General features: G+C 61.2%; 25 protein-coding genes. 10 read left to right on the plus strand and 15 right to left on the minus strand.

Translation table 11 applies throughout. The features are described 5' to 3' along the window. Window positions 1-38: 38 nt before the first annotated feature. The 4 genes from ACXAEH_RS04600 to ACXAEH_RS04615 all read right to left on the minus strand — a co-directional run bounded on the left by ACXAEH_RS04600 (window position 39) and on the right by ACXAEH_RS04615 (window position 4915). Complete coding sequence (locus tag ACXAEH_RS04600; protein ID WP_475031301.1) at window positions 39-1610, minus strand: Hint domain-containing protein; 1572 nt, start codon at window positions 1608-1610, stop codon at window positions 39-41. Window positions 1611-1826: 216 nt separating this feature from the next. Further along, the gene (gene mmsB, locus ACXAEH_RS04605) at window positions 1827-2702 is read right to left on the minus strand and encodes a 3-hydroxyisobutyrate dehydrogenase (RefSeq protein ID WP_475031302.1); all 876 of its coding nucleotides are present in this window, start codon (window positions 2700-2702) and stop codon (window positions 1827-1829) included. Continuing rightward, window positions 2699-3745 carry an enoyl-CoA hydratase/isomerase family protein gene (locus ACXAEH_RS04610; protein WP_475031303.1) on the minus strand — a complete coding sequence of 349 codons (1047 nt, stop codon included), beginning with the start codon at window positions 3743-3745 and terminating at the stop codon, window positions 2699-2701. Before ACXAEH_RS04610 ends, mmsB begins: the two co-directional genes overlap by 4 nt. A gap of 30 nt (window positions 3746-3775) precedes the next feature. Further along, window positions 3776-4915: an acyl-CoA dehydrogenase family protein gene (locus tag ACXAEH_RS04615; protein WP_475031304.1), complete on the minus strand. Its 1140-nt coding sequence runs from the start codon at window positions 4913-4915 to the stop codon at window positions 3776-3778. 231 nt (window positions 4916-5146) lie between these two features. Between ACXAEH_RS04615 and ACXAEH_RS04620 the strand changes: the two genes are divergently transcribed. Then, window positions 5147-6985 (plus strand): O-linked N-acetylglucosamine transferase, SPINDLY family protein, encoded by a 1839-nt coding sequence (locus ACXAEH_RS04620; RefSeq protein WP_475031305.1) that lies wholly within the window; start codon window positions 5147-5149, stop codon window positions 6983-6985. A gap of 87 nt (window positions 6986-7072) precedes the next feature. On the opposite strand, the gene ACXAEH_RS04625 is transcribed toward ACXAEH_RS04620, so the two are convergent. From ACXAEH_RS04625 to ACXAEH_RS04635, 3 genes are all read right to left on the minus strand, one after another. Then, window positions 7073-7675 carry a L,D-transpeptidase gene (locus ACXAEH_RS04625; protein ID WP_475031306.1) on the minus strand — a complete coding sequence of 201 codons (603 nt, stop codon included), beginning with the start codon at window positions 7673-7675 and terminating at the stop codon, window positions 7073-7075. A 146-nt stretch (window positions 7676-7821) separates the two neighbouring features. Next, on the minus strand, window positions 7822-8856 hold the full coding sequence (locus tag ACXAEH_RS04630) for a fatty acid desaturase (protein WP_475031307.1): 1035 nt from the start codon (window positions 8854-8856) through the stop codon (window positions 7822-7824). Window positions 8857-9059: 203 nt separating this feature from the next. Then, window positions 9060-10559, minus strand: a complete 1500-nt coding sequence (locus ACXAEH_RS04635) for a CoA-acylating methylmalonate-semialdehyde dehydrogenase (protein WP_475031308.1) — start codon at window positions 10557-10559, stop codon at window positions 9060-9062. A gap of 135 nt (window positions 10560-10694) precedes the next feature. On the opposite strand from ACXAEH_RS04635, the gene ACXAEH_RS04640 reads away from it, so the two are divergent. The 3 genes from ACXAEH_RS04640 to coaD all read left to right on the plus strand — a co-directional run bounded on the left by ACXAEH_RS04640 (window position 10695) and on the right by coaD (window position 12679). Next, entirely contained in the window at window positions 10695-11591 is an 897-nt protein-coding gene (locus tag ACXAEH_RS04640; protein ID WP_475031309.1) for a LysR family transcriptional regulator, read from the plus strand. A 57-nt stretch (window positions 11592-11648) separates the two neighbouring features. Further along, window positions 11649-12083 (plus strand): CBS domain-containing protein, encoded by a 435-nt coding sequence (locus ACXAEH_RS04645; protein ID WP_475031310.1) that lies wholly within the window; start codon window positions 11649-11651, stop codon window positions 12081-12083. Between the two features lie 95 nt (window positions 12084-12178). Next, window positions 12179-12679, plus strand: a complete 501-nt coding sequence (gene coaD / locus ACXAEH_RS04650; protein ID WP_475031311.1) for a pantetheine-phosphate adenylyltransferase — start codon at window positions 12179-12181, stop codon at window positions 12677-12679. 166 nt (window positions 12680-12845) lie between these two features. Here coaD and ACXAEH_RS04655 read toward each other — a convergent pair whose 3' ends face one another. Both ACXAEH_RS04655 and gap read right to left on the minus strand, forming a co-directional pair. Continuing rightward, on the minus strand, window positions 12846-12989 hold the full coding sequence (locus ACXAEH_RS04655) for a hypothetical protein (RefSeq protein ID WP_475031312.1): 144 nt from the start codon (window positions 12987-12989) through the stop codon (window positions 12846-12848). A gap of 76 nt (window positions 12990-13065) precedes the next feature. Beyond that, on the minus strand, window positions 13066-14067 hold the full coding sequence (gap, locus tag ACXAEH_RS04660) for a type I glyceraldehyde-3-phosphate dehydrogenase (RefSeq protein WP_475031313.1): 1002 nt from the start codon (window positions 14065-14067) through the stop codon (window positions 13066-13068). A 243-nt stretch (window positions 14068-14310) separates the two neighbouring features. Here gap and ACXAEH_RS04665 point away from each other — a divergent pair, with 243 nt between their 5' ends. Together ACXAEH_RS04665 and ACXAEH_RS04670 are read left to right on the plus strand one after the other, a co-directional pair. Beyond that, on the plus strand, window positions 14311-15282 hold the full coding sequence (locus ACXAEH_RS04665; protein WP_475031314.1) for a DUF808 domain-containing protein: 972 nt from the start codon (window positions 14311-14313) through the stop codon (window positions 15280-15282). A gap of 84 nt (window positions 15283-15366) precedes the next feature. Beyond that, window positions 15367-15621 (plus strand): hypothetical protein, encoded by a 255-nt coding sequence (locus ACXAEH_RS04670; protein WP_475031315.1) that lies wholly within the window; start codon window positions 15367-15369, stop codon window positions 15619-15621. A gap of 87 nt (window positions 15622-15708) precedes the next feature. Here ACXAEH_RS04670 and tkt read toward each other — a convergent pair whose 3' ends face one another. Next, complete coding sequence (tkt, locus tag ACXAEH_RS04675) at window positions 15709-17730, minus strand: transketolase (protein ID WP_475031316.1); 2022 nt, start codon at window positions 17728-17730, stop codon at window positions 15709-15711. 244 nt (window positions 17731-17974) lie between these two features. Here tkt and ACXAEH_RS04680 point away from each other — a divergent pair, with 244 nt between their 5' ends. The 4 genes from ACXAEH_RS04680 (at window position 17975) to ACXAEH_RS04695 (ending at window position 21370) form a co-directional block, all read left to right on the plus strand. Next, window positions 17975-18829, plus strand: coding sequence for a coiled-coil domain-containing protein (locus ACXAEH_RS04680; RefSeq protein ID WP_475031317.1), 855 nt, complete (start codon window positions 17975-17977; stop codon window positions 18827-18829). After that, the gene (locus tag ACXAEH_RS04685; protein ID WP_475031318.1) at window positions 18829-19230 is read left to right on the plus strand and encodes a cell division protein ZapA; all 402 of its coding nucleotides are present in this window, start codon (window positions 18829-18831) and stop codon (window positions 19228-19230) included. The genes ACXAEH_RS04680 and ACXAEH_RS04685 overlap by 1 nt, the downstream gene beginning before the upstream one ends. Before the next feature lie 182 nt (window positions 19231-19412). Continuing rightward, window positions 19413-20288: a calcium-binding protein gene (locus tag ACXAEH_RS04690; protein ID WP_475031319.1), complete on the plus strand. Its 876-nt coding sequence runs from the start codon at window positions 19413-19415 to the stop codon at window positions 20286-20288. 188 nt (window positions 20289-20476) lie between these two features. Beyond that, on the plus strand, window positions 20477-21370 hold the full coding sequence (locus ACXAEH_RS04695) for a calcium-binding protein (RefSeq protein WP_475031320.1): 894 nt from the start codon (window positions 20477-20479) through the stop codon (window positions 21368-21370). 73 nt (window positions 21371-21443) lie between these two features. On the opposite strand, the gene grxD is transcribed toward ACXAEH_RS04695, so the two are convergent. From grxD to purL, 5 genes are all read right to left on the minus strand, one after another. Next, window positions 21444-21806, minus strand: coding sequence for a Grx4 family monothiol glutaredoxin (gene grxD, locus ACXAEH_RS04700; RefSeq protein WP_475031321.1), 363 nt, complete (start codon window positions 21804-21806; stop codon window positions 21444-21446). Between the two features lie 107 nt (window positions 21807-21913). Next, window positions 21914-22147: a hypothetical protein gene (locus tag ACXAEH_RS04705; protein WP_475031322.1), complete on the minus strand. Its 234-nt coding sequence runs from the start codon at window positions 22145-22147 to the stop codon at window positions 21914-21916. 5 nt (window positions 22148-22152) lie between these two features. Continuing rightward, on the minus strand, window positions 22153-22389 hold the full coding sequence (locus ACXAEH_RS04710; protein ID WP_027237713.1) for a BolA family protein: 237 nt from the start codon (window positions 22387-22389) through the stop codon (window positions 22153-22155). Between the two features lie 65 nt (window positions 22390-22454). Beyond that, entirely contained in the window at window positions 22455-22973 is a 519-nt protein-coding gene (locus ACXAEH_RS04715) for a hypothetical protein (RefSeq protein WP_475031323.1), read from the minus strand. A 93-nt stretch (window positions 22974-23066) separates the two neighbouring features. After that, window positions 23067-25232 (minus strand): phosphoribosylformylglycinamidine synthase subunit PurL, encoded by a 2166-nt coding sequence (purL, locus tag ACXAEH_RS04720; RefSeq protein ID WP_475031324.1) that lies wholly within the window; start codon window positions 25230-25232, stop codon window positions 23067-23069. Between the last annotated feature and the right edge of the window lie 169 nt (window positions 25233-25401).

Genomic DNA, 25401 nt, shown 5'->3' on the forward strand with positions numbered 1-25401 from the left:
TGCGGGCAAACAGCGGCGGCAGCCCGCCGGATGGGACGTCAGGCGGCGGCAAGAACCCGCGCCTCATAGCTGCGCAAGGCCAGACGGGCGGCATTTCCGTAACCGCGGCCGGATTCCGCGCAGAGTTCTGGAAACAGCTCCTGGATTTCCGCAAGGGTGCCGGAATCAAATCCGGCAGTTGTTTCCGGCCCGGGCTGGTAGCTTTCGCTGAGCGCGCCGTTTGCCCAGAGGATCTGGTGGCGGCCGAACAGCAGGTGGAAGTACTCCGCCTCCGCCATCTCCTGCGCCGGGCGGACGGTGCTGTCGTTGACCAGATCCTTGGCCTTGACCAGCACCTCGTCCTCGCCGAACAGCAACTGCGCATGGGGCCCTGAGACCAGCATCCGGTGATGCGGTGAAACGCAGAGGTCGCGGTGGTTGCCGCAAGTGCCTTTGGCAAAGCGGATGGGCGTGGTCTGCGGGGTGCAGGCGGTGCGGCGGCTGCCGATCCATTGCAATTCCTGCGGGCCGTTGTCGTAGGTCAGCACCTGCATGCCAGGGCGCAGATCCTCGACCGGGATTTCGCCGCCCGGCACCCGGATAAGCGTGCCGCGCAGGAAGCAGGGCACCGTTTGGTTGATCTCGACCAGGCCGGTGTCCGTGTTCCCCAAACCATTGTCGGCAGTGTAGTTGAAGTAGACGGTCTCAAGATCGCCATCCGTCACCACAGTGAGGGTGCCGTCGGCGTTGAGGGTGACCTGCTGGCCGGTGGTCAGCGTGACGGTATCTCCGGCCGCGACTGCCTGATCATTGATGTGGGTGATGGTCAGCGTGCCGGAGGTGGTGCTGTCATTGTCCAGCACATCAATCACCCGGGTCTTGTTGATGGCGATGTCTTCCTGGTCGTCCTGGGCAACAACCGCCGTTTGCACAGATCCGCCGGCAATCAGCAGGTTGGTGTCATAGCTGCTGTCGGATGTGTCGGCGACGCCGATCTTGAGCGTATTGACCACGCCGGGATTGACCGGAGCCACAAAGGTCAGGGTGATGGTGAACCCGTCCATCTCTGTGTTGAACTGATCACCGGTGTTGTCGACATAGATGTTTTCCGTGCCGCCGTTGATGTTGCCGATCGAGGCAGTGCCGTCGCCGATCGAGACTTGCGCCTCTACTCCGTTCACCCAGACGCCGACCACGTCGTTGTACTGCGAGTTGATGAACTCGGGGTATTCTTCGGAGGAGAGCACGAAGTCGATGGTCAGCAGGTCGCCGTCCGGGGTGAAGTCGATCTCCATGAAGGAGGCGTCGCGGGTGGGGGCGCCGGCCAGGGCGTTGAAGTCTGCATCATTGTTGGCACCGGTGGTGTTGGTGCTGGTGTTGGTGCGGACGTTGGTGTTGGTGGAGCCATCGCTGTTGGTAAAGTCGCGGGCATAGCCGGTCGACAGGATGACACCCGAGTCCGCGGGCGCAACCCCGGGGGTGGTGGTGTCTGCACCGGTGTAGATGCCCGAGGACAGGGCATCGCCGCTGTAACTGGCGCTGTTGACCGTCACACCATCGCCAAAGATCTCTTCCGCCATTTGAGTGGCGGTGGCAGAGGTGTTGATATTGAGTTCCGTTGCAGTGGCCATGGCGGTCAGCCTGTCTCCGGCGGGCAAGATTTAACGATTGCTTACCGGAATGCTGCTGAACTTGGACAGAACTGTGGCAGAGGGGTGCCGGAATTCTGGAGTTTAATCGAATTTTAGGGGTATTTCCGATAACTGAAACGGAAAGGGCAGCTGTCACCGGGCTGCCCTTTCGTTGTGTTGGCGTTCGTTAAGATTTTGAACTTACGGAGTAAATTGTCAGTTTTTGCGGCTGCGCTGCTCAAACCGGGGCAGCATGGCTGAAAAATCCCGCCCTTGGCCGCCTTCATCTTCGACAAACTTTTTGTAGAGCGCCATCGCCAGTTCGCCCATCGGTGTGTCCGCGTCTGCGCTTTCCGCCGCCTGCTGGCTGAGGCCAAGGTCCTTGAGCATCAATTCCGCCGCAAAGCCTGGCTGGTAGCCGTTGTCGGCAGGCGATTGCGGGCCGACGCCGGGGGCCGGGCAATAGGCGTTCATGGTCCAGCTGTAGCCGGAGGAGGTGGAGACCACGTCGAACATCTTCTGTCTGTCGAGGCCCAGCTTGTCGGCCAGGGCAAAAGCCTCGCAGGTGGCGATCATGGTGACGCCGAGGATCATGTTGTTGCAGATCTTGGCAGCCTGGCCTGCGCCGGCCTCGCCGCAATGCACGGCCTTCTGGCCCATGATGGCGAACAGCGGTTCCGCCGCCGCAAAGGCGTCTGCAGAGCCGCCGGCCATGAAGGTGAGCGTGCCGCCTGCCGCGCCGCCGATGCCGCCGGAAACCGGTGCGTCGACGGACAGCAGGCCTGCATCTGCGGCTTGCACGGCCACGGCACGGGCAGAGTCCACATCGACAGTGGAGCAGTCGATGAAGGCTGCGCCCTTGGCCATTGCCGGCAGGACCTCGGCTGCGACCAAGCGCAGGATAGCGCCGTTGGGCAGCATGGTGATGACGGCATCGGCGCCTGCTGCGGCCTCGGGGCCGGATGCGGCCATGGTCACGCCCTCGATGCTGACGTCGGCCATGTCGAAGCCGGTGACGTCATGGCCTGCCTTGGCCAGGTTGGCGGCCATCGGCCCGCCCATATTGCCCAGTCCAATAAATCCGATCTTCATTGCACGTCCTCCTCAAATGTCAGCGCTTCCGCGCCCAGCGGCGCCAGCATGTCCTCGACCGCCTGCAGCGGGACATCCTTGCCCGCATATTGCCATTGCGGATTGCGGTCCTTGTCAATGATCTGGGCCCGGATGCCTTCCAGAAAATCGCTCTGTTCCATGGCGCGGAAGGTATAGCGGTATTCCAGGTCCAATGCCCGGCGGATGGCAGGGCCATCGGCCCGCAGGCGGCGCAGCATCTCCAGCGTGCAGGCCATCGACAGCGGCGAATTGCGGTTCAGCGATTTCAGCGCGGCTGCGGCAAATTCGCTGGTCTCGGCCTCCAGACCTGTAAGGATGTCCTCCAGGCTGTCCTTGCCGAAGTGTCTTGCGGTGTCCTCGCGGGCTGCGCGCAGCTTGCCCTCCGGCGCGGGCTGAGCTGCGTCCTCCACCGGTTTGGCACTGCCGCTTTCCTCCAGCGCGGCGGTCAGGTCCGGCCACTGCTCTTGCGGGATGAAATAATCGGCAAAGCCTGCCAGGATCGCATCATCAGCCGCCATCCGCGCGGCACTCATGCCCAGGTATTCGCCCAGGTGGTCCGGCGCCATCGCCAGCATCAGCGAACCGCCCACGTCCGGCACCAGCCCGATGCCGACTTCCGGCATGGCGATCTGGCTGGTCTCGCCGACAACCCGGTGGGTGCCGTGGCAGCCGATGCCGACGCCGCCGCCCATGGTGAACCCCTGCATGAAGCTGACTACCGGCTTGTTGTATTCGAAGATCCGCGCGTTCAGCCGGTATTCATCGCGCCAGAAGGTGCGGCCATAGGAATAGTCGCCCTTGGTGCCGGTGTCATAAAGCTCGGCAATATCACCGCCTGCACAAAAGGCCTTGTCGCCGTCGGCATCGATCACCACCAGTTTGACCGCTTCATCATTGGCCCAGCTGCGCATGGCGGCGTCGATAGCCATGCACATTTCATAGCTCATCGCGTTCAGCGCCTTCGGGCGGGTGAAAGTGATGCGGCCGGCCTGGCCGGACTTGCGGATATGGATGTCACTCATAGTGGGAGCTCCATTTGTATTGGGCGCCTGCTACTCCGCAATAAGCTGGCGGGCGACGATCAGGCGCATGATCTCGTTGGTGCCTTCCAGGATCTGGTGCACCCTGAGGTCGCGCACGATCTTCTCGACGCCGTAGTCGGCCAGATAGCCATAGCCGCCGTGCAGCTGCAGGCAGCCGTTGGCCACGTCAAAGGCGGTGTCGGTAACCATCAGCTTGGCCATGGCGCAGAATTTGGTGGCGTCATGGGCGCCGGTATCCAGCTTCCAGGCGGCTTGGCGCAGGAAGGTGCGGGCGGCCTGCAGCCGGGTTTCGTACTCTGCCAGCCGGAATTGCAGCGCCTGGAACTGGTTGATGGATTTGCCGAAGGCCTTGCGCTCCGACATGTATTGCACGGTCTGGTCCAGCGCAGCCTGGGCGCCGCCAAGCGCCCCGGCCGAAATGTTAAGCCGCCCGCCGTCAAGCCCGGCCATCGCATAGGAAAAACCTTTGCCTTCCTCGCCGATCAGGTTGTCCGCAGGAATTGCGCAATCGTCGAACTGAACCTGCGAGGTGGGCTGCGCCTTCCAGCCCATCTTGTCCTCCAGCGCGCCGAAGGAGAGGCCCGGGTTGCCGTCCTCGACCACCACTGTAGAGATGCCTTTGGGCCCGTCCTCGCCGGTTCGGCACATCACGACATAGGCGTCAGAATAGGAGCCGCCGGAGATGAAGGCTTTGGTGCCGTTCACCACGTAGCCCTCATTGCTGCGCTCGGCGCGGGTTTTCAGGGCCGCCGCGTCAGAGCCGGAGCCCGGTTCGGTCAGGCAGTAGGAGAAGATCTTCTCCATGGTGCACAGGCTGGGCAGCCATTTCTGCTTGGTCTCTTCCGAGCCGAACTTGTCGATCATGCCGCCGCACATGTTGTGGATCGACAGGAAGGACCCAACTGCCGGATCGGCCATTGCCAGGGCCTCGAACACAAGGGTGGCGTCCAGGCGGCTGAGGCCGGAGCCGCCGTATTCCTCGGAGACATACAGGCCGCCGAAGCCCAGTTCCGCCAATTGCGGCCACAGCGCTTTGGGAATGGAGCCGTCCTTTTCCCACGCGCGGGAATGCGGCGCGATGTTCTCTTGCCCAAAGGCATGGGCCATGTCGAAAATGGCCGTCTGTTCCTCGGTCAGTGCGAAGTCCATGTGCAGCTCCTCCCGCAAGCGCATGAATTGAACAGTTGTTTATTTAATAGCCGCCCCAGGGAGCGGAGGCAAGCTGCGCAATTGCAAAGCCGCCGTGCATCAATGCCGCAGGCCATCTGGCCGGAACCGGGAGGGCGATGAGGGGAAAATTAAGAAACTTCGCGGAAACTCTGCCTCAAAGAGACCCATTGCAGGTGAATCCTGCAGGACATTCCAAAAGGAGTAGACGCAGTGTCGAATTCAGGGGCGCAGCATTTTCTGGCTTCCTCAGGCGCAAAAGCAGCCAAAACCGGGCCAATGCCGGATTTCACCGGTGCCCTGGCGGCCAATCACCGGGCAAACCTTGCTATGTCAATGAAGCGCGGTGTGCAGGCCGATCTCAAGGGGACACCCCAGGAACAGGCTGTGCAGCTTTGGAAGCTGGCCTGCAACAAGGCGCTTGAGCGCAAGGTGGATGACGCCGTGCACCTGCTGAGGGAAGCAGTTAAGCTTGATAGCCGGAACCGGCAGATCCACACCACACTTGGTGAAGTGCTGGAGCTGATGGAGAAAAGAGATCAGGCGCTTCTCAGCCATATTGAGGCCTTGAAACTTGAGCCGCACAACCCCCTGTGCCTGGCGTATATTGGCAGTTACCTGATGCGGATCGGTCAGGACGAAGAGGCAATAAATTATTTTAAGGACACTTTGAAATTTGACCCTTCGAACGAGGTGGTGCTGGCGCGTTTGACGCATTTGATGCGGCGCAAGTGCGACTGGTCGGACATTGCGAGGTCCAGTAAAAAGTCTAAGAGCCGTACCAAGTTTATGGCCACTATTGATCCGTTTTCATTCCTGAGCGTTATTGATGACCCGGAAATTCAGAGGCATTATTCCGAGCAGGCGGCGAACTTTGCCAGGGTTTGCAGCAAACCTGCCAAATTCAGCGGGCCGCTGAAAAAGTCCGGGAAAATCCGGATCGGCTATTTTTCCTGCGACTTTTACAACCACGCCACGATGTTCCTGATCGGCCGCATGTTCGAACTGCATGACCGCGGCAAGTTCGAGATCTACATCTACGACTATGGGGCACGGCAAGAGCACGCGGGCCGTCAGCGGGCAGAGGATTCCGCTGACGTGTACCGCTATGTTGCAGAGGCGCCGAGCGAGGACATTGTCGCTCAAGCACACGCGGACAATCTGGACATCGCCGTCGACTTGAAGGGCCACACAAAGGGCAACCGCGTGAACCTGTTTGATTACAGGCTGGCGCCGGTTCAAGTGAGCTATCTGGGATACCCCGGGACCACTGGTGTTCCGGAAATGGACTACATGATTGCCGACCCGGTGACCGTGCCGTCCCGGTTCCGCAAATATTATTCGGAGAAAATCCTTTATATGCCGGACTGTTATCAATCCAACGATGACCGCCGCCAGGCTGCAGAGGAAACACCGACCCGCGCCGGTGTGGGGCTGCCGGAAGATGCGTTGGTGTTCTGCTCCTTCAATAACCCTTACAAGGTTTCGCCAGAGGAATTCGATATCTGGATGAACCTGCTGAAGCAGGTGCCGGGCAGCGTGCTCTGGTTCTACGCGCTGGATGACATCATCAAGAAAAACATTCTTGCCGAAGCCGCCAAACGCGGCATTGGGGAAGAACGGATTGTCTTTGCAGGTTTTGCCCAGCAGGATGAGCACCTGGCCCGTTTGCCGCTGGCGGATGTTTTCCTGGATACGTTCAACGTAAATGCCCACACGACCGCCAGTGACGCACTTTGGGCCGGGGTTCCCGTAGTCACCAAGGCCGGCAAACAATTTGCTGCGCGGGTTGCGGCCAGCCTGCTGACCACCGTTGGCATGAAGGAACTGATTGCCGCGACGCCGCAGCAGTATGAAACGATCGCGCTCAAGCTGGCGCAGGAGGCGGAATACCTGGCGGACGTGAAATCGCGGGTCGGGGAGGGCATCAAGTCCGGCCCTCTTTATGACACTGAAAAATTCACCCGCAACTTCGAGCGGCTGCTGGAGAAAACCGTGGAACGGTATGAAGCGGGACTGAAGCCGGCCCACATCGGTTTGCGGCCCATTTAGGGTCAATTCCAAAGAGCATGGCCAAGGGGCGCAAACCGGTTTGCGCCCCACTGTTCAACGCGCCTTCGGACGGCGCGCCGGGCTGGTTCAGACCAGCCGGACCTGGGTGCCGATCTGAACCATCTCATAAAGTTCTTCAACATGCTGGTTGTAGAGCCCGATGCAGCCGGAAGAGCTTTGCCGCCCGATCTTGCGGGTGTCGTGGGTGCCATGCACCAGGTAGGCGGGCCAGTCCAGATACATCGCGCGGGTGCCCAGCGGGTTGCCGGGTTCGCCGCCCCCGATGCGCTGGGGCAGGGTGGGGTCACGTTCCCGCATGGAAGCGGTTGGGGTCCAGCTGGGGTTTTCCCGCTTGCGCACAACCTTGGTATAGCCGCGCTTGGTCAGTTCTTCGGTCATCGGCACCGAGGAAGGGAACAGCCGGTACGTCTCGCCGTCCCCGCCCCAATAGTGCAGGGCGCGGGAGCTGATATCGGCCAGCAAGCAGCCAACCCCCAGCTCATCGAAATGCACCCGCCAATCCTGCTGGGCAAAAGCCGAAATGTTACGCTGCACGGGCACTTCTTCGCGGATGGCCGGTTCGCTTTGCGGAAACGCGTCGGAAGATTGGGCGCGCAAGAGCGCAGGCGTGGCCAGGGTTGCGCCAAGCCCGGTCAGGGCGGCGCGGCGGGTCATGCGGAGTTTGGTCATCTTGTCCTCTGCCGGGCTGCTCGAAAACTCCGCAGCAAGATAAGCAAGCACACGGGTTTTCCTAGGGGCCCAATAGCGGATTTGATCCGCCTCACAAGCTTGTGTAGGCGCGGGCGGCAGGAACCCGCCGCTGCGCCGGGCAGGTATCAGCCGTAAAGCTGGCGGGCCTGGGCAAAAGACAGCAGCCGCTTGCTGTCTTCGTCCCACAGGTGCAGCCGCGCATTGGCCAGGCTTTCGCGGATGGTCATGCGGTTGCCTTCGGCCAGCTCTGCGTGGTCCCGCAGCACTTGCGGCAGCCGGTAGAAGGGAATGCGGCTGTAGAGGTGATGCACGTGGTGAATGCCGATATTGGCGCTGAGCCATTGCAGCACCGGCGGCAGCACATAGTGTGAGCTGCCGTGCAGCGCAGAGTCATGCAACTGCCAATCTTCTTCCTGCTCCCATTGGGTGGTCTCGAACTGGTGCTGAACGTAAAACAGCCACAGCCCGGCCGTCGCGGCAATGAGCGTGGCGGGCACAAAAATCAGCAACAGCGGCATCAGGCCGCCAAAGTACCAGATTGCGCCAAGTGCTGCGAGGATCGCGGCGTTTGTACCCATCGCACTGATCCAGTAGCGGGACTGGTTCATCAGGCCGTAAGGGATGCGGTTTTGCAGGAAAAACAGATAGCCGGGGCCAATGCCGAACAGCGTCACCGGATGGCGGTAGAGCCGGTACATCAGCCGTCCCCAGCGGCTTTCTGCGCGGTATTCGGCAACGGTCATCGTGTGGATGTCGCCCATGCCGCGCTTTCCCAGGTTGCCGTGGGTGCTGTGGTGGATCGAGTGGGTGCGGCGCCAGACATCATAAGGCGTGAGCGTGAGCACGCCAATGATCCGCCCGACCCAGTCGCTCACATGGCGGTTGCGGAAGAAGGACCCGTGGCCGCAGTCATGCTGGATGGTGAACAGGCGCAGCAGAAAGGCGGCGATCGGAACCGAGATGGCAAGGGTCAGCCAATAGCTGACGGACAGCGACCACCAGGCCAGCGCCCAGAGCGCCAGGAAGGGCACAACAGTGACAGCCAGTTCGAAGGCACTGCGCAGATGATCCGGTTCCCGGTAGTGGGCCAGCACCTTGACCCATTCGCGTGCTGTCTTTTCGGCCGCGCCGGGCCGGTCGGGAATCTGGGTGCTGCTCATGCGCCTGCCGTTGTTCTTGAGTGGTGCAGACCGGATAGACTACCAGCCGGGCAGAGCAAGGGAAATTTTGCCGCAAACAGGTTTATTCCTTCACAGTTGCGGGTTCACGTCGTGACGGATTGCGGGTGATGCCCGGCGAATGGGGCGGAAAAAGAAAGGCCCCGGAAATCCGGGGCCTTTGATTTTTCTTTGAACGCAGAAGCTTAGTCCATGGCCTTGAAGTTGAACTCGCCGCCTTCCTTGATGCCCGAGGGCCAGCGGGAGGTCACGGTCTTGGTGCGGGTGTAGAACTTGAAGCTGTCGGGGCCGTGCTGGTTCAGGTCGCCGAACATGGATTTCTTCCAGCCGCCAAAGGTGTGGTAGGCCAGCGGAACCGGGATCGGAACGTTGATGCCGACCATGCCGATGTTCACACGGGATGCGAAGTCGCGCGCGGTGTCGCCGTCACGGGTGAAGATCGCGGTGCCGTTGCCGTACTCATGATCCATCGCCAGTTTCAAGGCTTCTTCGTAAGTACCTGCACGCACAGTGGAAAGCACCGGGCCAAAGATCTCCTGCTTGTAGATGTCCATGTCGGTGGTGACACGGTCAAACAGATGCGGGCCGACAAAGAAACCGTCTTCGTAGCCTTGCAGAGAGAAGTCTCGGTTGTCGACAACCAGTTCCGCGCCCTGATCGACACCGGACTGGATCAGGCCCAGGATACGGTCCTTGGCAGCTGCGGTGACCACCGGGCCCAGGTCGACGTCGTCGCCTGCGGTATAGGGGCCGACTTTCAGCTTTTCGATGCGCGGGATCAGCTTTTCGATCAGCTTGTCGGCGGTTTCTTCACCAACCGGAACCGCAACCGAGATTGCCATGCAGCGTTCGCCGGCCGCGCCAAAGCCAGCGCCGACCAGTGCGTCAGCGGCCTGGTCCAGATCAGCGTCGGGCATCACGATCATGTGGTTCTTGGCGCCGCCGAAGCATTGAGCGCGCTTGCCGTTGGCGGTGGCGCGGGAATAGATGTACTGCGCAATCGGGGTGGAGCCCACGAAAGAGACGCCCTGGATGATCTCGCTGTCCAGAATGGTGTCCACGGCTTCCTTGTCGCCGTTCACAACCTGGAACACGCCTTCGGGCAGACCGGCTTCAACAAACAGTTCAGCCAGCATCAGCGGCACGGAGGGGTCGCGCTCGGACGGCTTCAGCACCACGGCGTTGCCGCAGGCCAGGGCCGGGCCAACATGCCACAGGGGCATCATGGCGGGGAAGTTGAACGGCATGATGGAGCCGACAACACCCAGCGCCTGGCGCATGGAGAACATGTCGATGCCGGGGCCGGCGCTGTCGGTGAATTCACCCTTCAGCATTTGCGGTGCGCCGACGCAGTATTCGACGACTTCCAGGCCGCGCTGCAGGTCGCCCTTGGCGTCGGGGATGGTTTTGCCGTGCTCGCGGCTCAGTGCCTCGGCCAGCTTGTCCATGTCGCGGTTCATCAGCGCGACCATTTTCATCATCACACGGGCGCGTTTCTGCGGGTTGGTTGCAGCCCATGCGGGCTGTGCAGCAGCGGCTTTTTCGATGATTGCGGTGGTTTCAGCTGCGCTGGCCATTGCCAGTTTCGCCTGAACTTCTCCGGTGGCCGGGTTGAAGACATCGTCAAAGCGGCCCGAAGTGCCGGCAGAGAGCTTACCGTTGATAAAGTGGCCGAGTTCTTGCATCGGATCCTCCTGTTTTCCTTGACAGCAATCCTAGGCTTGCAAAAAACGCCGGAAAAGAGGAAAGATTTCAAAGAGGCTTTGCAGGAACGCAAAAGGTTAACGCATCGTTAGCATAAGCACGGAGGAACCGGCGCAATGGATCCGCAGTGGGATGATATGAAAGTGTTTTTGGCTGTGGCCCGGGAGGCGAGCCTGTCGGGGGCAGGGCGCATTCTGAAGATGGACCCTGCCACGGTGGGCCGCCGGGTTGCCCGGTTTGAAGCAGCACTGGAAACCCCGCTGTTTGTGAAGTCCCCGCAGGGCTATGCGCTGAGCGCGGCTGGCGACCGTCTGCTGGTTCATGCAGAAGCGGCAGAGCAGGCGATGCGTGCGGGCACCGAAGCGCTGACGGGACCCAATGACACCTTGTCAGGCCAAATCCGCATCGGCGCGCCGGATGGCAGCGCAAATTACATTTTGCCGCAGGTCTGCGCGCAGATCGCCGAAGACAATCCGGATCTGGATATTCAAATCGTCGCTCTGCCGCGGGTGATCAATCTCAGCCGCCGGGAAGCGGATATGGCTGTCACCGTCAGCGCGCCGACCGCGGGCAAGCTGCTGGTGCAGAAGATTTGCGACTACAGGCTGCACCTGGTGGCGTCGCGCCACTACCTGAAGCAGCACCCGCAGCTGAACCGTCTGGAAGATCTGAAGGGCCATAAAATGATCGGCTACATACCCGACATGATCTTCGACAAGGAGCTTGACTACCTGAACGACATTGGCATCGAACGGGTCGCGCTGGCCTCGAATTCCGTTTCGGTGCAGATCAAGATGGCGGCGCAGGGCACGGCTATCTGCGTCGCACATGATTTCAGCCTGCCGGCCCACCGGATGCTGCGCAAGATCCTGACGGACAAGGTCAGCCTGACCCGCAGTTTCCATCTGGTGCGCCATCAGGGGGACCAGCGCAGCGAGCGGCTGAACCGATTTGCGCAAGCCCTGTCCAAAGGCATCCGCGACGAGGTGGCCCGGCTGGAAGCCTTGACTTAAAGCTGCATTGCGGCAAACCTCTGAAATACGCAATAATATTTCGGAGGTGTGCGCAGAATGCTTGTTCAGGAGATTTTGAAGTCAAAGGCCGGCTCCGGTGTTGTCACCGTGCCTCTGCATGCGAGCGTTGCCGAGGCTGCAAAAGTGATGTCGGACAACCGTTTTGGCACCGTAGTGGTTTCTGCTGACGGCGAGTATCCGGACGGGATCCTGTCTGAGCGCGATATTGTGCGGGAACTGGCCAAAGCCGGTTCCGGATGCCTGGACCAGCCGGTCAGCGGCTATATGACGCGCGAGCTGGTCACCTGCACCAGCCAGTCCAATGTGGGTGAGATCCTGCAGCAGATGACCGATGGGCGGTTTCGCCATATGCCGGTGGTCGAGGACGGAAAACTCATTGGAATCGTGACACTTGGCGATGCCGTGAAGGCGCAGCTGGCGCAGGTCGCGATGGAAAAGGACGCGCTGCAGGACATGATCATGGGGCACTGAGCCGCAGGCAGGGCGTCCGTATTTCTGCCCTCTTGCATTCGCGCATGCAAATGTGTTTGCGTGCGCAGAAATTCTGACAAGGCAGGAGGCCGCCCATGCGCGTGGGTCTGTATCCCGGCACCTTTGACCCGATCACCATCGGGCATATCGATATCATCCGCCGCGCCAGCGCGCTGGTGGACAAGCTGGTGATCGGCGTTGCGATCAACCGCGACAAGGGGCCATTGTTCAACCTGGAAGAACGGGTCGAAATGATCGAGGCGGAATGCGCCAAGCTGTGTGCCGAGACCGGCACCGAAATCGTGGCGCATCCGTTTGAGAACCTGCTGATCGACTGCGCCCGCGACGTCGGCGCCCAGATCATCGTCCGCGGTCTGCGGGCCGTGGCTGATTTCGAGTATGAATTCCAGATGGTCGGCATGAACCGGGCGCTGGACAGCTCGGTGGAGACGGTGTTCCTGATGGCGGAAGCCCGGCATCAGGCGATTGCCTCCAAACTGGTCAAGGAAATCGCCCGGCTGGACGGGGATGTGTCAAAATTCGTGACGCCCCTGGTCAAGGAGCGGCTGCTGGAGCGGCTGGGCAAGACGGGCTGAACAAGCGGCGAGCAAACCCGCGGCGGAATGTGCTTGGCTGGGGGACGGGGCAGGGGCGCTGCCCCTCTTGGCCCTTGGCCAATTCACCCCGGAGTATTTTCAACCAGCAAGAAGCAACTCCGCCAGCGGCAGGCTGAAGCGCATGCAGTTGGCTGGCGGCCGCGGGTCAGCGCCAGAAGGCGACCCAGTCGATCAAGGCAAAGAACTTCTTGCCGAGGAAGATCATATGTGCGTCGCCGAACAGGGCGATGTCTATGACGGCTGCGGAGATCAGGAACAGGCCGAGGAAGATGGCAATCCGGTTGGTCATGAAGGCTCCGCCGTAAAGAAAACGCCCGCCCAGATAACCTGAGCGGGCGTGCATTCTCAAGCTGTTAAGGCCGGTATCAGCCCAGTTTGCCCATGGCAACAGCCACATCGGCCATGCGCACCGAGAAGCCCCACTCGTTGTCGTACCAGGCCAGCACGCGCACCATGCGGTCTTCGACCACGCGGGTCTGGTCCGGCGCGAAGATCGAGCTTTCCGGGGTGTGGTTGAAGTCGGTGGAGACCAGCGGCGCCGGCTCAAAGCCTAGAACGCCCTTCATCGGGCCTTCAGCCGCTTCCTTGACGGCAGCGTTGATCTGCTCGGCGGTCACGTCGCGGCCGGCGCGGAAGGTCAGGTCGACAGCGGAGACGTTCGGGGTCGGCACGCGGATGGCGGACCCGTCCAGGCGGCCCTTCAGGTTCGGCAGCACTTCACCCAGGGCCTTGGCGGCGCCGGTCGAGGTCGGGATCATCGACATGGCCGCAGCGCGGGCGCGGTACAGGTCCTTGTGGCGGCGGTCCAGGGTCGGCTGGTCGCCGGTGTAGGCGTGAATGGTGGTCATGATGCCGTGCTCGATGCCGAAGGCCTCGTCCAGCACCTTGGCCAGCGGCGCCAGGCAGTTGGTGGTGCAGGAGCCGTTGGAGATCATGGTGTCGCCGGCTTCCAGCTGGTCGTCGTTGACGCCGAACACGATGGTTTTGTCGACGTTTTTACCGGGGGCGGACAGCAGCACTTTCTTGGCGCCGCGCTCCAGGTGCGCCTTCGCCTTCTCGCCGTCGTTGAACTTGCCGGTGCATTCCAGAACAACATCGCAGCCCGACCAGTCCAGCTCGTTCATGTCGTAGGTGGAGAACATCTGCATGTCGCCGCGGCCCAGGTTCATGGTGCCTTCGCCGATGGTGACGTCGCCGGGGAAACGGCCATGCACGGAGTCGTATTTGATCAGATGCGCCGCGGTGTCCAGCGGACCGGTGGCGTTCACCTTGATCACTTCGATGTCGTCGCGGCCCGAGGCGGCGATATGCGACAGGGTGCAGCGGCCGATGCGGCCAAAACCGTTGATCCCGACTTTGATGGTCATGAGTACGTCTCCAAGCGAGCAAAACCTTTGGCCGCCATATAGACCGGGGCGGATGTGGTCTAAAGGGGTAAAAGCGGCATTAAATGAAACTGTTAGCGCAAAATCATGATGTTGGCGGTAACGGTTTGCGGCGGTGGCGGTAACGGAAATCAACGCTCGAGGCGCGGTGGCGCTAACGCTTGTGCTGCGGCGCGGAACCGGGCAGATTGCCCCCAAACGCGAACAGGATTTGAGGGAATTGGTATGAGCGGTTTGCTGGCGCTGCTGGATGATGTGGCAGGGATTGCCAAGGTTGCGGCGGCCTCGGTCGACGATGTGGCGGCGGCAGCGGGCAAGGCCGGAGCCAAGACCGCGGGCGTGATCATCGACGATGCGGCAGTGACACCGAAGTACCTGCAGGGCTTTGCCCCCGCGCGCGAACTGCCGATCATCTGGCGCATCACTCGCGGCTCCTTGTTCAACAAGCTGATACTCCTGTTGCCGGTTGCGATGCTGCTGGCCAATTTTGCGCCCTGGCTGATCACGCCCTTGCTGATGCTGGGCGGATCCTACCTGTGTTTTGAGGGTGCTGAGAAGATCTTTCACGTGCTGTTCCCGCACGCCAGCCACGCCATTGACGAGGATATGAGCGTCAAGGATCCTGGCCATCTGGAGGAACAGAAGATCAAGGGTGCGATCAAGACCGACTTCATCCTGTCGGCGGAGATCATGACCATCGCGCTGGCCGCCATCGAGGCGCCGAATGTCTGGATGCAGGCTGCGACTCTGGCGGTGGTGGCGATTGGTGTGACGCTGGCGGTCTATGGCTCTGTCGCGCTGATTGTGAAGATGGACGACGTGGGGCTGTACCTGACGAACAACGCGCCGACGCCTATCGGCCGGGGGCTGGGGCGCGGGCTGGTCAAGTTCATGCCGGTGCTGATGAAGATCCTGTCGGTGGTCGGCACCGCGGCGATGCTGTGGGTCGGCGGCTCCATCATCATTCACGGGCTGGAGGTGCTGGGCTTTGGCTGGCTGGGCCATCTGATCCACGACTGGGCCTATGCCGTGGGCCACGCGGTGCCTTCTGCCTGGGAAGGCTTTGCCGAGTGGACGGCCAAGGCCGCGATGGACGGGGTGTTTGGCGTCGCGCTGGGGCTGCTGCTGATCCCGCTGGCGACGAAGGTGATCGGGCCGGTTCTAGGGAAGCTTGGAGCAAGCAAGGCAGGTCACTAAAAGTCCGTTGGTCCTGCTAGTTTATACTCAGTTTTAACGCTTTGCGGGCCTTCCAGCAGAGATCCAATTTACTAATAGCTTACATTGGAGATCAAAATGCCTTTGTTTCTCTACAGTCTGACTTACGGAACCGAAACGAAGACCGTTGAGTTGAGCAAGAGTAACCCTCAAGGCTGGTTGCTACAGGCAGTTGAAACGAGTTTTCCTGAAGTCGCGTCACGGCGAGCAGAAGATATCATGCGCCTCCGACTAGAGAAAGTTGTTGGACGAAAGCAAGCTTGGCAGACCAGTCTAAAAGACGTGCCCCATGACCTGATCATTCAAGTGAGCCAGGCTTGATCGGATGCAACCTTCGCCGGATGGCCGACCAGAAATAGAAAAGGGCACCCTTTAGGGTGCCCTAGGTCATGATCTAAGTTTCGGGTGTTAACCCAGCAGCTCTTTCACTTTCGCCACTGTGCCCTCGGCGGTGATGCCGAAGCGTTCGAACAGCTCGCCTGCGGGGGCGGAGGCGCCGAAGCGGTCCATGCCGACGAAACCGGCTTTCTTCTCCTGGCCGCGCTCGCCCAGCAGCCAGCGGTCCCAGCCACCATCGCGCACGGCGGCCTCGATGCCGACGCGGACCGGGCCTGCGGGCAGGACCTTGCGGCGGTAGGCTTCGTCCTGGGCTGCAAACAGCTCCATGCAGGGCATGGAGACGACGCGGGTGCCGATGCCTTCGGCTTCCAGCTTGGCCTTGGCTTCCATCGCAACCGAAACCTCGGAACCGGTGGCGATCAGGATCACCTGGCGCTTGTTTTCAGCCTCAGCCAGCACATAGGCGCCTTTTTCGACCATGTTGGTCAGCTTGTGCTCGGTCCGGACGGTCGGCAGGTTCTGACGAGTCAGGGTCATTACCGAGGGGGTTTCCTTGGCGGTCAGGGCAATCTCCCAGGCCTCGGCGGTTTCCACGGTGTCGGCCGGGCGGAACACATAGGTGTTCGGGGTCGCGCGGCAGATTGCCAGGTGTTCAACCGGCTGGTGGGTCGGGCCGTCTTCGCCGACGCCGATCGAGTCGTGGGTCATCACAAACACGGTCGGGATTTTCGACAGTGCGGCCAGGCGCATCGCCGGGCGGGCATAGTCGGTGAAGCAGAAGAAGGTGCCGCCATAGGGGCGCATGCCGCCGTGCAGGGTCATGCCGTTCATCGCGGCTGCCATGCCGTGCTCGCGGATGCCCCAGTAGACGTAACGGCCCTTGCGGTTGTCGGTGTCAAAGACACCCAGGTCGCCGGTCTTGGTGTTGTTGGAGCCGGTAAGGTCGGCAGAGCCGCCCACGGTTTCCGGCATCAGCGGGTTGATGACGGCCAGCGCCATTTCCGAGGATTTGCGTGTGGCAACCTTGGGTTGCTCCTCGCTTACCTGCTTTTTCAGTGCCTTGATGGCGGCAGAGAGTTTCTTGGGCGCGTCCAGCGCATAGGCGCGGTTGAAACGGTCCTGCTTCTGCTGCGACAGTTCGGCAAAGCGGGCTTCCCAGGCTTCACGCTCGGACTTGCCGCGGGCGCCGATCTCTTCCCACTGGGATTTGATGTCGGCTGGGACTTCAAACGCGCCGCCGGTCCAGCCATAAGCGTCTTTGGCCGCCTGCAGCTGGCCTGCGTCGGTCAGGGCGCCGTGGCCTTTGGAGGTGTCCTGTGCGGCGTGGCCCAGGGCGATGTGGGTCTTGCAGGCAATCATCGACGGCTTTTTCGATTTCTTCGCCGCCTCGATGGCCTCGTCGATGGCCTTGGGGTCGTGGCCGTCGATTTCCAGCACCTGCCAGCCCGACGCCTTGAAGCGCTGCACCTGGTTGGTGCGGTCGGACAGTTCAACGGTGCCGTCGATGGTGATGTTGTTGTTGTCCCAGAACACGATCAGCTTGCCCAGTTGGTGACGGCCTGCCAGGCCGATGGCCTCCTGGCTGATGCCTTCCATCAGGCAGCCGTCGCCGGCGATCACATAGGTGTGGTGATCCACGACCTTCTTGCCGTAGTGGGCGCGCTGCATTTCCTCAGCCATGGCAAAACCGACGGCGTTGGAGATGCCCTGGCCCAGCGGGCCGGTGGTGACTTCAACAGCGTCCAGCAGGAAGTTCTCCGGGTGGCCTGCGGTCAGCGCGCCGGATTGGCGGAAGTTCTTGATCTGATCCAGGGTGACCTGTTTGTCGCCGGTGAGATACAGCAGCGAATAGATCAGCATCGAGCCATGGCCCGCGGACAGGATGAAACGGTCGCGGTCCGGCCACTGCGGGTTCGATGCATCGAATTTGAGGTGCTTTTCGAACAGCACGGTCGCCACATCGGCCATGCCGATCGGCATGCCGGTGTGCCCGGAGTTTGCGGCAGCAACGGCGTCCAGCGCCAGCGCGCGGATGGCGGCGGCTTTGTTCCAATGCTCGGGGTTTGCGGTGCGCAGGGCTGTCAGGTCCACTTGGATTGTCCTTTGGCGTTAACAGGCATTTGCTGCGCTCAATAACAGCGATGCCGCAAAGATCAAGCATGCTTGCGCGCATGTCTGCCTTGCTGCGCGAACTTGGCGCGGCAAGTGGTTGAAACGCAAAGGGGGGTGATTTATTCCTGAGAGAGAAGAACTGGCCCATGTCAGCGGTGTTGCGTTCAATTCGCAGGTGCGCCGGAGAGAATATGGAAAAGATGTGGACGGGTGAGGGACAGGCATGAACCAGATTGAAGAATTGCAAGGCCGCATCCAGGCCGCGCTGGAGCGTATCAGTGCAGGCTCTGCCGCGCTGCAAGAGGCGCGCGCTGCGGACCAGGCAAGGGCCGAGGACGCCGCTGCCAAGGCAGAGGCATCAGCAGCTGAGGCCGCCAAAGCGGCAGAGGCTGCGGCTGCGGGCGCGGCCAACGCCGAAGTTGAGCAGGCGCTGGAAGAAGAAAAGCTCGCCAATGCCCAGCTTGAAGAGCGGGTGAAAGTGCTGCACGCCCGCCTGCAAGAGGCCGGCGGTCAGGCGCCTGCGGCCAGCGAGGATGTCGCGGCCATGCAGGCTGAGCTTGAACTGCTGCGCAACGAGGCCGGTGATCCGGCCGAGAAGGAAGCGCTGCGGGCAGAGGTTTCGCGTCTGAAGGGCGAGCTGGAAGCGGCTGCCAATACCTCTGCCAGCGAGAAGGAAGGCCTGGAAGATCAGCTTGCTGAGGTCAAGGCCGCGAATGACAGTCTGATGTCGCAGTTGGAGGAGGCGCAGGCAGGGGCTGTGGCACCGGTTGAAGCGGCTCCGGCTCAGGACTTGAGTGCCGAGATCGCGCACCAGAATGAAACCCTGCTGAGGCTGGACACTGAATTGCAGCAGCTTCGTCAGGCCAATGAGGAATTGCGTGCTTCCAACATTGCATTGCGCGATGCCAACGCCCAGAGCCTGGGGGATGCCGGGCTGATCAACTCCTCCATGGAGGCTGAAATTGAGGGGCTGCGCGCAGCACAGGCCAGTGATCAGGCCCAGGTGAACGCGGTCCTGGCCAAGCTGGAGCCACTGCTGGCCAATGCCCGCAACCTGCCGGAAGGGGAGGAAGTCTGATGCCCGAAGTAACCATTCATATCGGCGGCCGCAGTTTTGAAGTCTCCTGCCAGGAAGGCGAGGAAAGCTATCTGCATTCCGCCGCCAAGATGCTGGACGACGAGGCGCAGGTTCTGTCCGACCAAATCGGCAGGATGCCCGAAGCGCGGATGCTGCTGATGGCCGGGCTGATGCTGGCGGACAAGACCGCTGCGGTGGAAGACCGGATCAAGGAAGTCGAGGCCGAGCTTGCCGAGCGCGAGCGGGAACTGGCAGAACTGCGGGAGGCACCCGCGCCGGAACCCGAGCGCATTGAAGTGCCGATTGTTCCGCCCCAGGTCGCGGAAACCCTGGCAGAGCTGGCAGCGCGGAGCGAAGCACTGGCTCAGGAGCTTGAAGAAAAGGCGCAGCCGGGCGCCTGACCAGTTAGTTTGCCTTCTAAGGACCTGGGAATAAGGCAGAATTCTGTCCGTTTCCGGGCCTTTGCTGGATCCGCCGGAAACACTGTTTTTCAAGCCGTGCAGCTACTGAAGCCTCGTGGTTAACAACAATTTTCGGTAAATTCGCTGCACAGGAAAATGACCTGAGGCAGTGGAGCAGCAAAGTGTTGGAAGCGATGATCCTAGCGGTGCTGGTTGTTGCCGGTGTCTCGATGAGCAGCTTTGATGTCGATATTCCGGAGCCGGAAGAGGATGTTCCTGACACGGAACCGACCGAATACTCGGACCGGCTGCAGCTTGGCGATGACGCCGACAGCATTGATGCCGGACGCGGCAATGATCAGGTCGCGGCGGGCGGCGGGGATGACACAGTGGCCGGCGGGCTGGGCAAGGATATCCTGTTTGGCGAGGCGGGTCATGACCGGCTGTCTGGAGGCGGCTTTCACGACATCCTGTTCGGCGGTGACGGAGATGACCTGCTGGAGGGCGAGGAAGGCAAGGATATTCTGCTGGGCGGCACGGGCGACGACACCGTGCTGGGCGGCGACTGGGATGACGTGATCTCGGGCGGTGCGGGATCCGATCTATTGGAAGGCGGGCGCGGCAACGACAATATCTTTGGCGTCAGCGTGGTTCCCGAACCGGACGCAGACACGTTGACGCAATTGCGCGAAGGTGAAGAAATTGCGGAGAATATCTTTAGCCTTTCGGCGGATGACGAAGCTGACACGCTGAACGGCGGCGATGGCCAGGACTACCTGGCTTTGGGCGCCGGAGATACGGGCAATGGCGGCGCGGGGCGTGATGTTTTTGAGCTTTATCCGGCGGACGCCGGCACCGCTGTCATCACGATCCAGGATTACGAGGCCGGGACTGACAGCATCCGTATCGCGGGCGCGGACACAGGCGGCTACAGTGTCCAGCAGGAAGACGGCAGCGATGATGCGCTGATCCTGGAAAGCGGGAACCTAGTGGCGCGGCTGACCGGCGCGGGCAGCAGTTTTTCACTTGAGCAGCTTGAATTTACGCCCGGGGAATAACTGTCGGCACGCCTTTCTGTCCTGTGTGACTTCAGGGCGGCCTTGGGGCCGCCTATAGATTGTTTCCGGAGTTGAAACGCAGTTTTGAAGCTGCGGTGCACGGCTGTTGCGCCTGGTCTCTGGACCTGGCAGGCAAACCCGCATAGTACAATTTAGAGATGTTTTTAGGTCAATTTAAGGAAGTTCGGATGATTGCAGCAATTCTGCTTGGAACTTTGGCTGTCGCGGGCCTGGCCATCAGCATTGGCGACAATGACGGTGAAGACCTGAACACCGAACCCACGGATTCCGCAGATGACCTCCGTTATGGCGGCACCGATGATTTGATCGACGCAGGAACCGGCTTTGACACGGTGAACGCCGGCGCAGGCGATGACACTGTGGACGCAGGCGAGGGCAAGGATGTAGTTTATGCCGGAGACGGGGACGACAGTGTCGCTGGCGGCGGTTTCCACGATATTGCCTATGGCCAGGGTGGAGATGACACTTTGAACGGCGGCGATGAAATCGATGCGCTGTTCGGCGGTGATGGCGACGATGTGCTGGAAGGCGGCGCCTGGAACGACGCTTTGTCCGGCGGCAATGGCGCCGACTACCTGAGCGGCGGTCTGGGCGATGACGAGCTGAACGGGGTGAACCTGAACCGCGAGCTGACAGCCGAGGAAATTGCCCGGTTCCGTGATGAAGAAAACCCGGACCCGGTGACGGATGTATTTGTTTCCACCGCTGCAGATGGCGCCGATACGCTGGTCGGCGGCGAGGGCGACGACAACCTGGCTCTTGGCAAGGGGGACACCGGCAATGGCGGTGCGGGCTCTGACGAGTTTGAGCTGGTTGTGGGCCAGGAGGGTGACGAAGTCATCATCATCGAGGACTACACCTTTGGCGAGGATGGTGTTCAGATCATCATTGATGACGGGAACGGCAACGAGGTCACCCCGGTCCGCAGCGACTACACTGTCGAAAAGGACGATGAAACTGGTGATGCGCTGATTTTGGAGCGCGGTGAAGTCATTGCCCGTCTGCTGGGTGCCGGTGATACCTTCAGCAACGACTATCTGGTTGTCGGCAGCTACGTCTGATCTGCGTCAGGCATGAAAAACCCCGCCGGAGCAGACAAGCCTCGGCGGGGTTTTCTTTTTGGCGCAGCCTTGCTCAGCCGTTGGCTTCGCGGATCTTGTCGGCGGCATCCTTGTTGAAGGTGATGCCGTTTTCGTCGAACATGCCGTCCAGTTCGCCGGACAGTGTCATCTCGGTGATGATGTCGCAGCCGCCGACAAATTCGCCCTTCACATAGAGCTGCGGGATGGTCGGCCAGTCGGAGTATTCCTTGATGCCGGCGCGGATCTCTTCATCCGCCAGGACATTCACATCGGTGTAGTCCACGCCGATGTAGTTCAGCACCGCCGCCACGCGCGAGGAGAAGCCGCACTGGGGCATTTCCTTGGTGCCTTTCATGAACAGCACAACGTCGCTGGCTTTGACGGTTTCGTCAATGCGGGTCTTTACGTCGGTCATTAATCCATTTCCTTTCGGCTGCTGCGCCGTTTCCGTTGGCCGTCATATAGGTAATAACGTGCGTTTTGCCAATCCGCGCCAGGAGGCTTGCCGGAATGTGCAAAACGCTATTTCCGTTTGCTCCTGGGAACGAAAAAGCGCGCGTATTCCTGCGGGTCTTTCGGAACCTTCCAGGTCCGGACAGAGCCGCCGCCCATGCCCGACTGATAATCAGAGCGCAGGGTATGGTAGTTCGGGTCTGTGTCGTCCTCCTCCAAAGGGCGGCGGCGCTGGGAAACTAACGCCACAATGGCGGTCATGACCACAATGCCGAGAACCAGAATGGAGGTGAACAAGGACATAGCGCTTACTCCGGCGCCTTCGTCGTCAGCGCCAGCGCGTGCAGCTCGCCGTCGGGGCCGTCCATCTTGCCCTTCAGCGCGGCATAGACGGCGCGCTGCTGCTGGACGCGGTTCTTGCCGCGGAAGCTTTCGTCGACAACCATCGCCGACATATGCACGCCATCGGTGCCGCCGACCTGGATTTCGGCGTCCGGGAAGGCTTCGCGCAGCAGTTCTTCAATCTCGTGGGCTTGCATGGGCATCCGGGGAAGTCCTTTATCTCGTTTGGTAAAAATGTAGGTTGGCGCCGGGGGCTGTGCAAGCAGGATTAGCTGCGGCCTTGCGCAAAAGGTGCAACAGCCTCGACGAAGTCCGGCAGTGCGGCGAGCGCATCCTGCACGCCGTCTTCCTCGAAATCCCAGACCGAAGATGGATTTTCCGGGCAGAGCGCCCCGGTCAATACCTGGCAACGGTCCTGCAGCGCCGCAGGCAAAGGCAGGGCAGAGGCTTCCTGCAGAACCAAGAGCGCTTCGTGGATCGGGCGCAGCACCCGCAGGGCGTAGGTCATATGGGGCAAGAGGTCCGGATCATCGCGCCAGGTTTCGCCGTCAAACAGCTCTTGCGTCACGCGCTGACCGGCGCCGGCGCAGGAATAAGCGACGCAGCCGCCGAAGCCGGAGGGGATCAGGTCGTCATGGATCGTGCAGCGGAAGTCCGGCCCAAGATTGGGGCAGGGCGTGTCCTGCGCTTTGACCAGCCCGAAGTCTTCATGCGGCTCAAACGGGTAAGCGAGGCAGCACAGGGCTGCGCAGCGGCTGCAATCCTCTTTCAGCTCAGGAAGGTGCAAAGGCCGGCTCCCGGTTCAATAGAAAAGGCGGGATGACTTTGCCATCCCGCCTTTGAACATGTTGTTGGTTCAGAGCCTTGTAAAGCCGTGCGGTCAGGCGACAGCAGCCGCAAAGCTGGAGCGGAAGATCTCCTTCAGCTCGGCCAGCGATGCCTCGGAGCCGCCGATCTTGATGCTGTCTCCGCCGAACTTGCCGACGGTGGTCAGCGGCACGCCGGCCTGGCCCGCGGCCAGCATCAGAGCTTCGGCCTGATCGAAGTTGCAGGCAATCAGGTAACGCGCCTGATCTTCACCGAACAGGGTTTGAGTGTCGCCTGCATCGATCTGCACGCCAACGCCGGCTTCCTCAGCCATTTCAAAGGCTGCCAGTGCCAGGCCGCCATCGCCGAGGTCGGTGCAGGCCTTGATGAAGTCACGGTTGGCGCGGATGAATTCGCCATTGCGCTTCTCGGCTGCCAGGTCGACCGCTGGCGCGTCGCCGTCTTCGCGGTTGAAGACTTCGGCAAGCAGGGCGGACTGGCCCAGGTGGCCGATGGTTTCACCCACCAACAGGGCCACATGGCCGTCGCGGGCTTCGCCGATGATCGGCTCTTCATCTGCAGCCACCAGGCCAACGGCACCGATCGTTGGGGTCGGCAGGATCGCCTGGCCGTCGGTCTCGTTATACAGAGACACGTTGCCGGAGACGATCGGCATATCCAGTGCGGCCACGGCCTCGCCAATGCCTTTGATGGCGCCGACGAACTGGCCCATGATCTCGGGCTTTTCGGGGTTGCCGAAGTTCAGGTTGTCGGTGGTTGCCAGGGGCTTGGCGCCAACGGCGGTCAGGTTGCGGTAGGCTTCGGCCACTGCCTGCTTGCCGCCCTCAACCGGGTTCGCCTTGACGTAGCGCGGGGTCACGTCGGAGGTGAAGGCCAGTTTCTTGTCGGTGCCATGCACGCGGATCAGGCCAGAGCCTGCACCCGGACGGCGCTGGGTGTCGCCCATGACGGTGGTGTCGTACTGTTCGTAAACCCATTGCTTGCCGGCATAGTTCGGCGAGGCCAGCAGTGCCTTGAGGCCATCAATCGGGTCGATGGTCGGCACGTCGGCGTCGGTCAGTGCTTCGGGGATGACCGGCTCATTCCAGGGGCGGTCATATTCCGGCGCGGTCGAGGAGAGTTTGGACAGAACCAGGTCCGCCTTCACTTCGCCGTTGTGCATGATCAGGAAGCGGTCTTCTGCGATGGTTTCGCCGACGATAGCGAAATCCAGGTCCCATTTCTCGAACACGGCGCGGGCTTCGGCTTCCAGCTCCGGCTTCAGCACCATCAGCATGCGTTCCTGAGACTCCGACAGCATCATTTCATAAGCTGTCATGTTCTCTTCGCGCTGCGGCACGTTTTCCAGGTCCAGGCGCACGCCCAGCTTGCCCTTGTCGCCCATTTCCACGGCCGAGCAGGTGAGGCCCGCGGCACCCATGTCCTGGATCGAAATCACAGCACCGGTCTGCATCAGCTCCAGCGTGGCTTCCATCAAGCGCTTTTCGGTGAAGGGGTCGCCAACCTGAACGGTGGGGCGCTTTTCCTCGATGGTGTCGTCGAATTCGGCCGAGGCCATGGTGGCGCCGCCTACGCCGTCACGGCCGGTCTTGGCGCCCAGATACACAACCGGCATGCCCACGCCCGACGCGGCAGAGTAGAAGATGCCGTCGGTCTTGGCCAGGCCTGCGGCGAATGCGTTCACCAGGCAGTTGCCGTTGTAGGCCGGGTGGAAGCGGACTTCGCCGCCGGCGCAAGGCACGCCAAAGCAGTTGCCATAACCGCCGATGCCTTCAACCACGCCGTTGACCAGCTGTTTGGTCTTGGGGTGGGAGGTCTCGCCGAAGGACAGCGAGTTCATCGAGGCGATGGGGCGTGCGCCCATGGTGAAGACGTCGCGCAAGATGCCACCAACCCCGGTTGCAGCACCCTGGTAGGGCTCGATGTAGGAGGGGTGGTTGTGGCTTTCCATCTTAAAGACCACCGCGTCGCCATCACCGATGTCCACGATGCCCGCGTTCTCGCCAGGGCCGCAAATGACCTGCGGGCCCTCAGTCGGCAGGGTGCGCAGCCATTTTTTTGAGGATTTATAGGAGCAGTGCTCGTTCCACATTGCCGAGAAGATGCCCAGCTCAGTGAAGGTCGGCTCCCGCCCGATGATTTCGAGGATCAGATCGTATTCCTCGGGCTTCAGCCCGTGGTTAGCAATCAATTCAGGCGTGATGGCGGGTTCCTGCATCCGTAAACGTCCCCAATGGCTGCGATTGCGCGCCTTTTAGGGCAAGGAAGGGCGCGGGGGAAGTGGAATTAAAGAAATCCGGATCAGTTCTCATACAGGGCGTCTTTGCGCCGCAGCTGCGGGCGAGGCCGCCCGGATGAAGTTGCAGGCTTTTCAAAGTGATGCAAAT

The sequence above is a fragment of the Leisingera sp. ABM4_060 genome, from assembly GCF_056158765.1.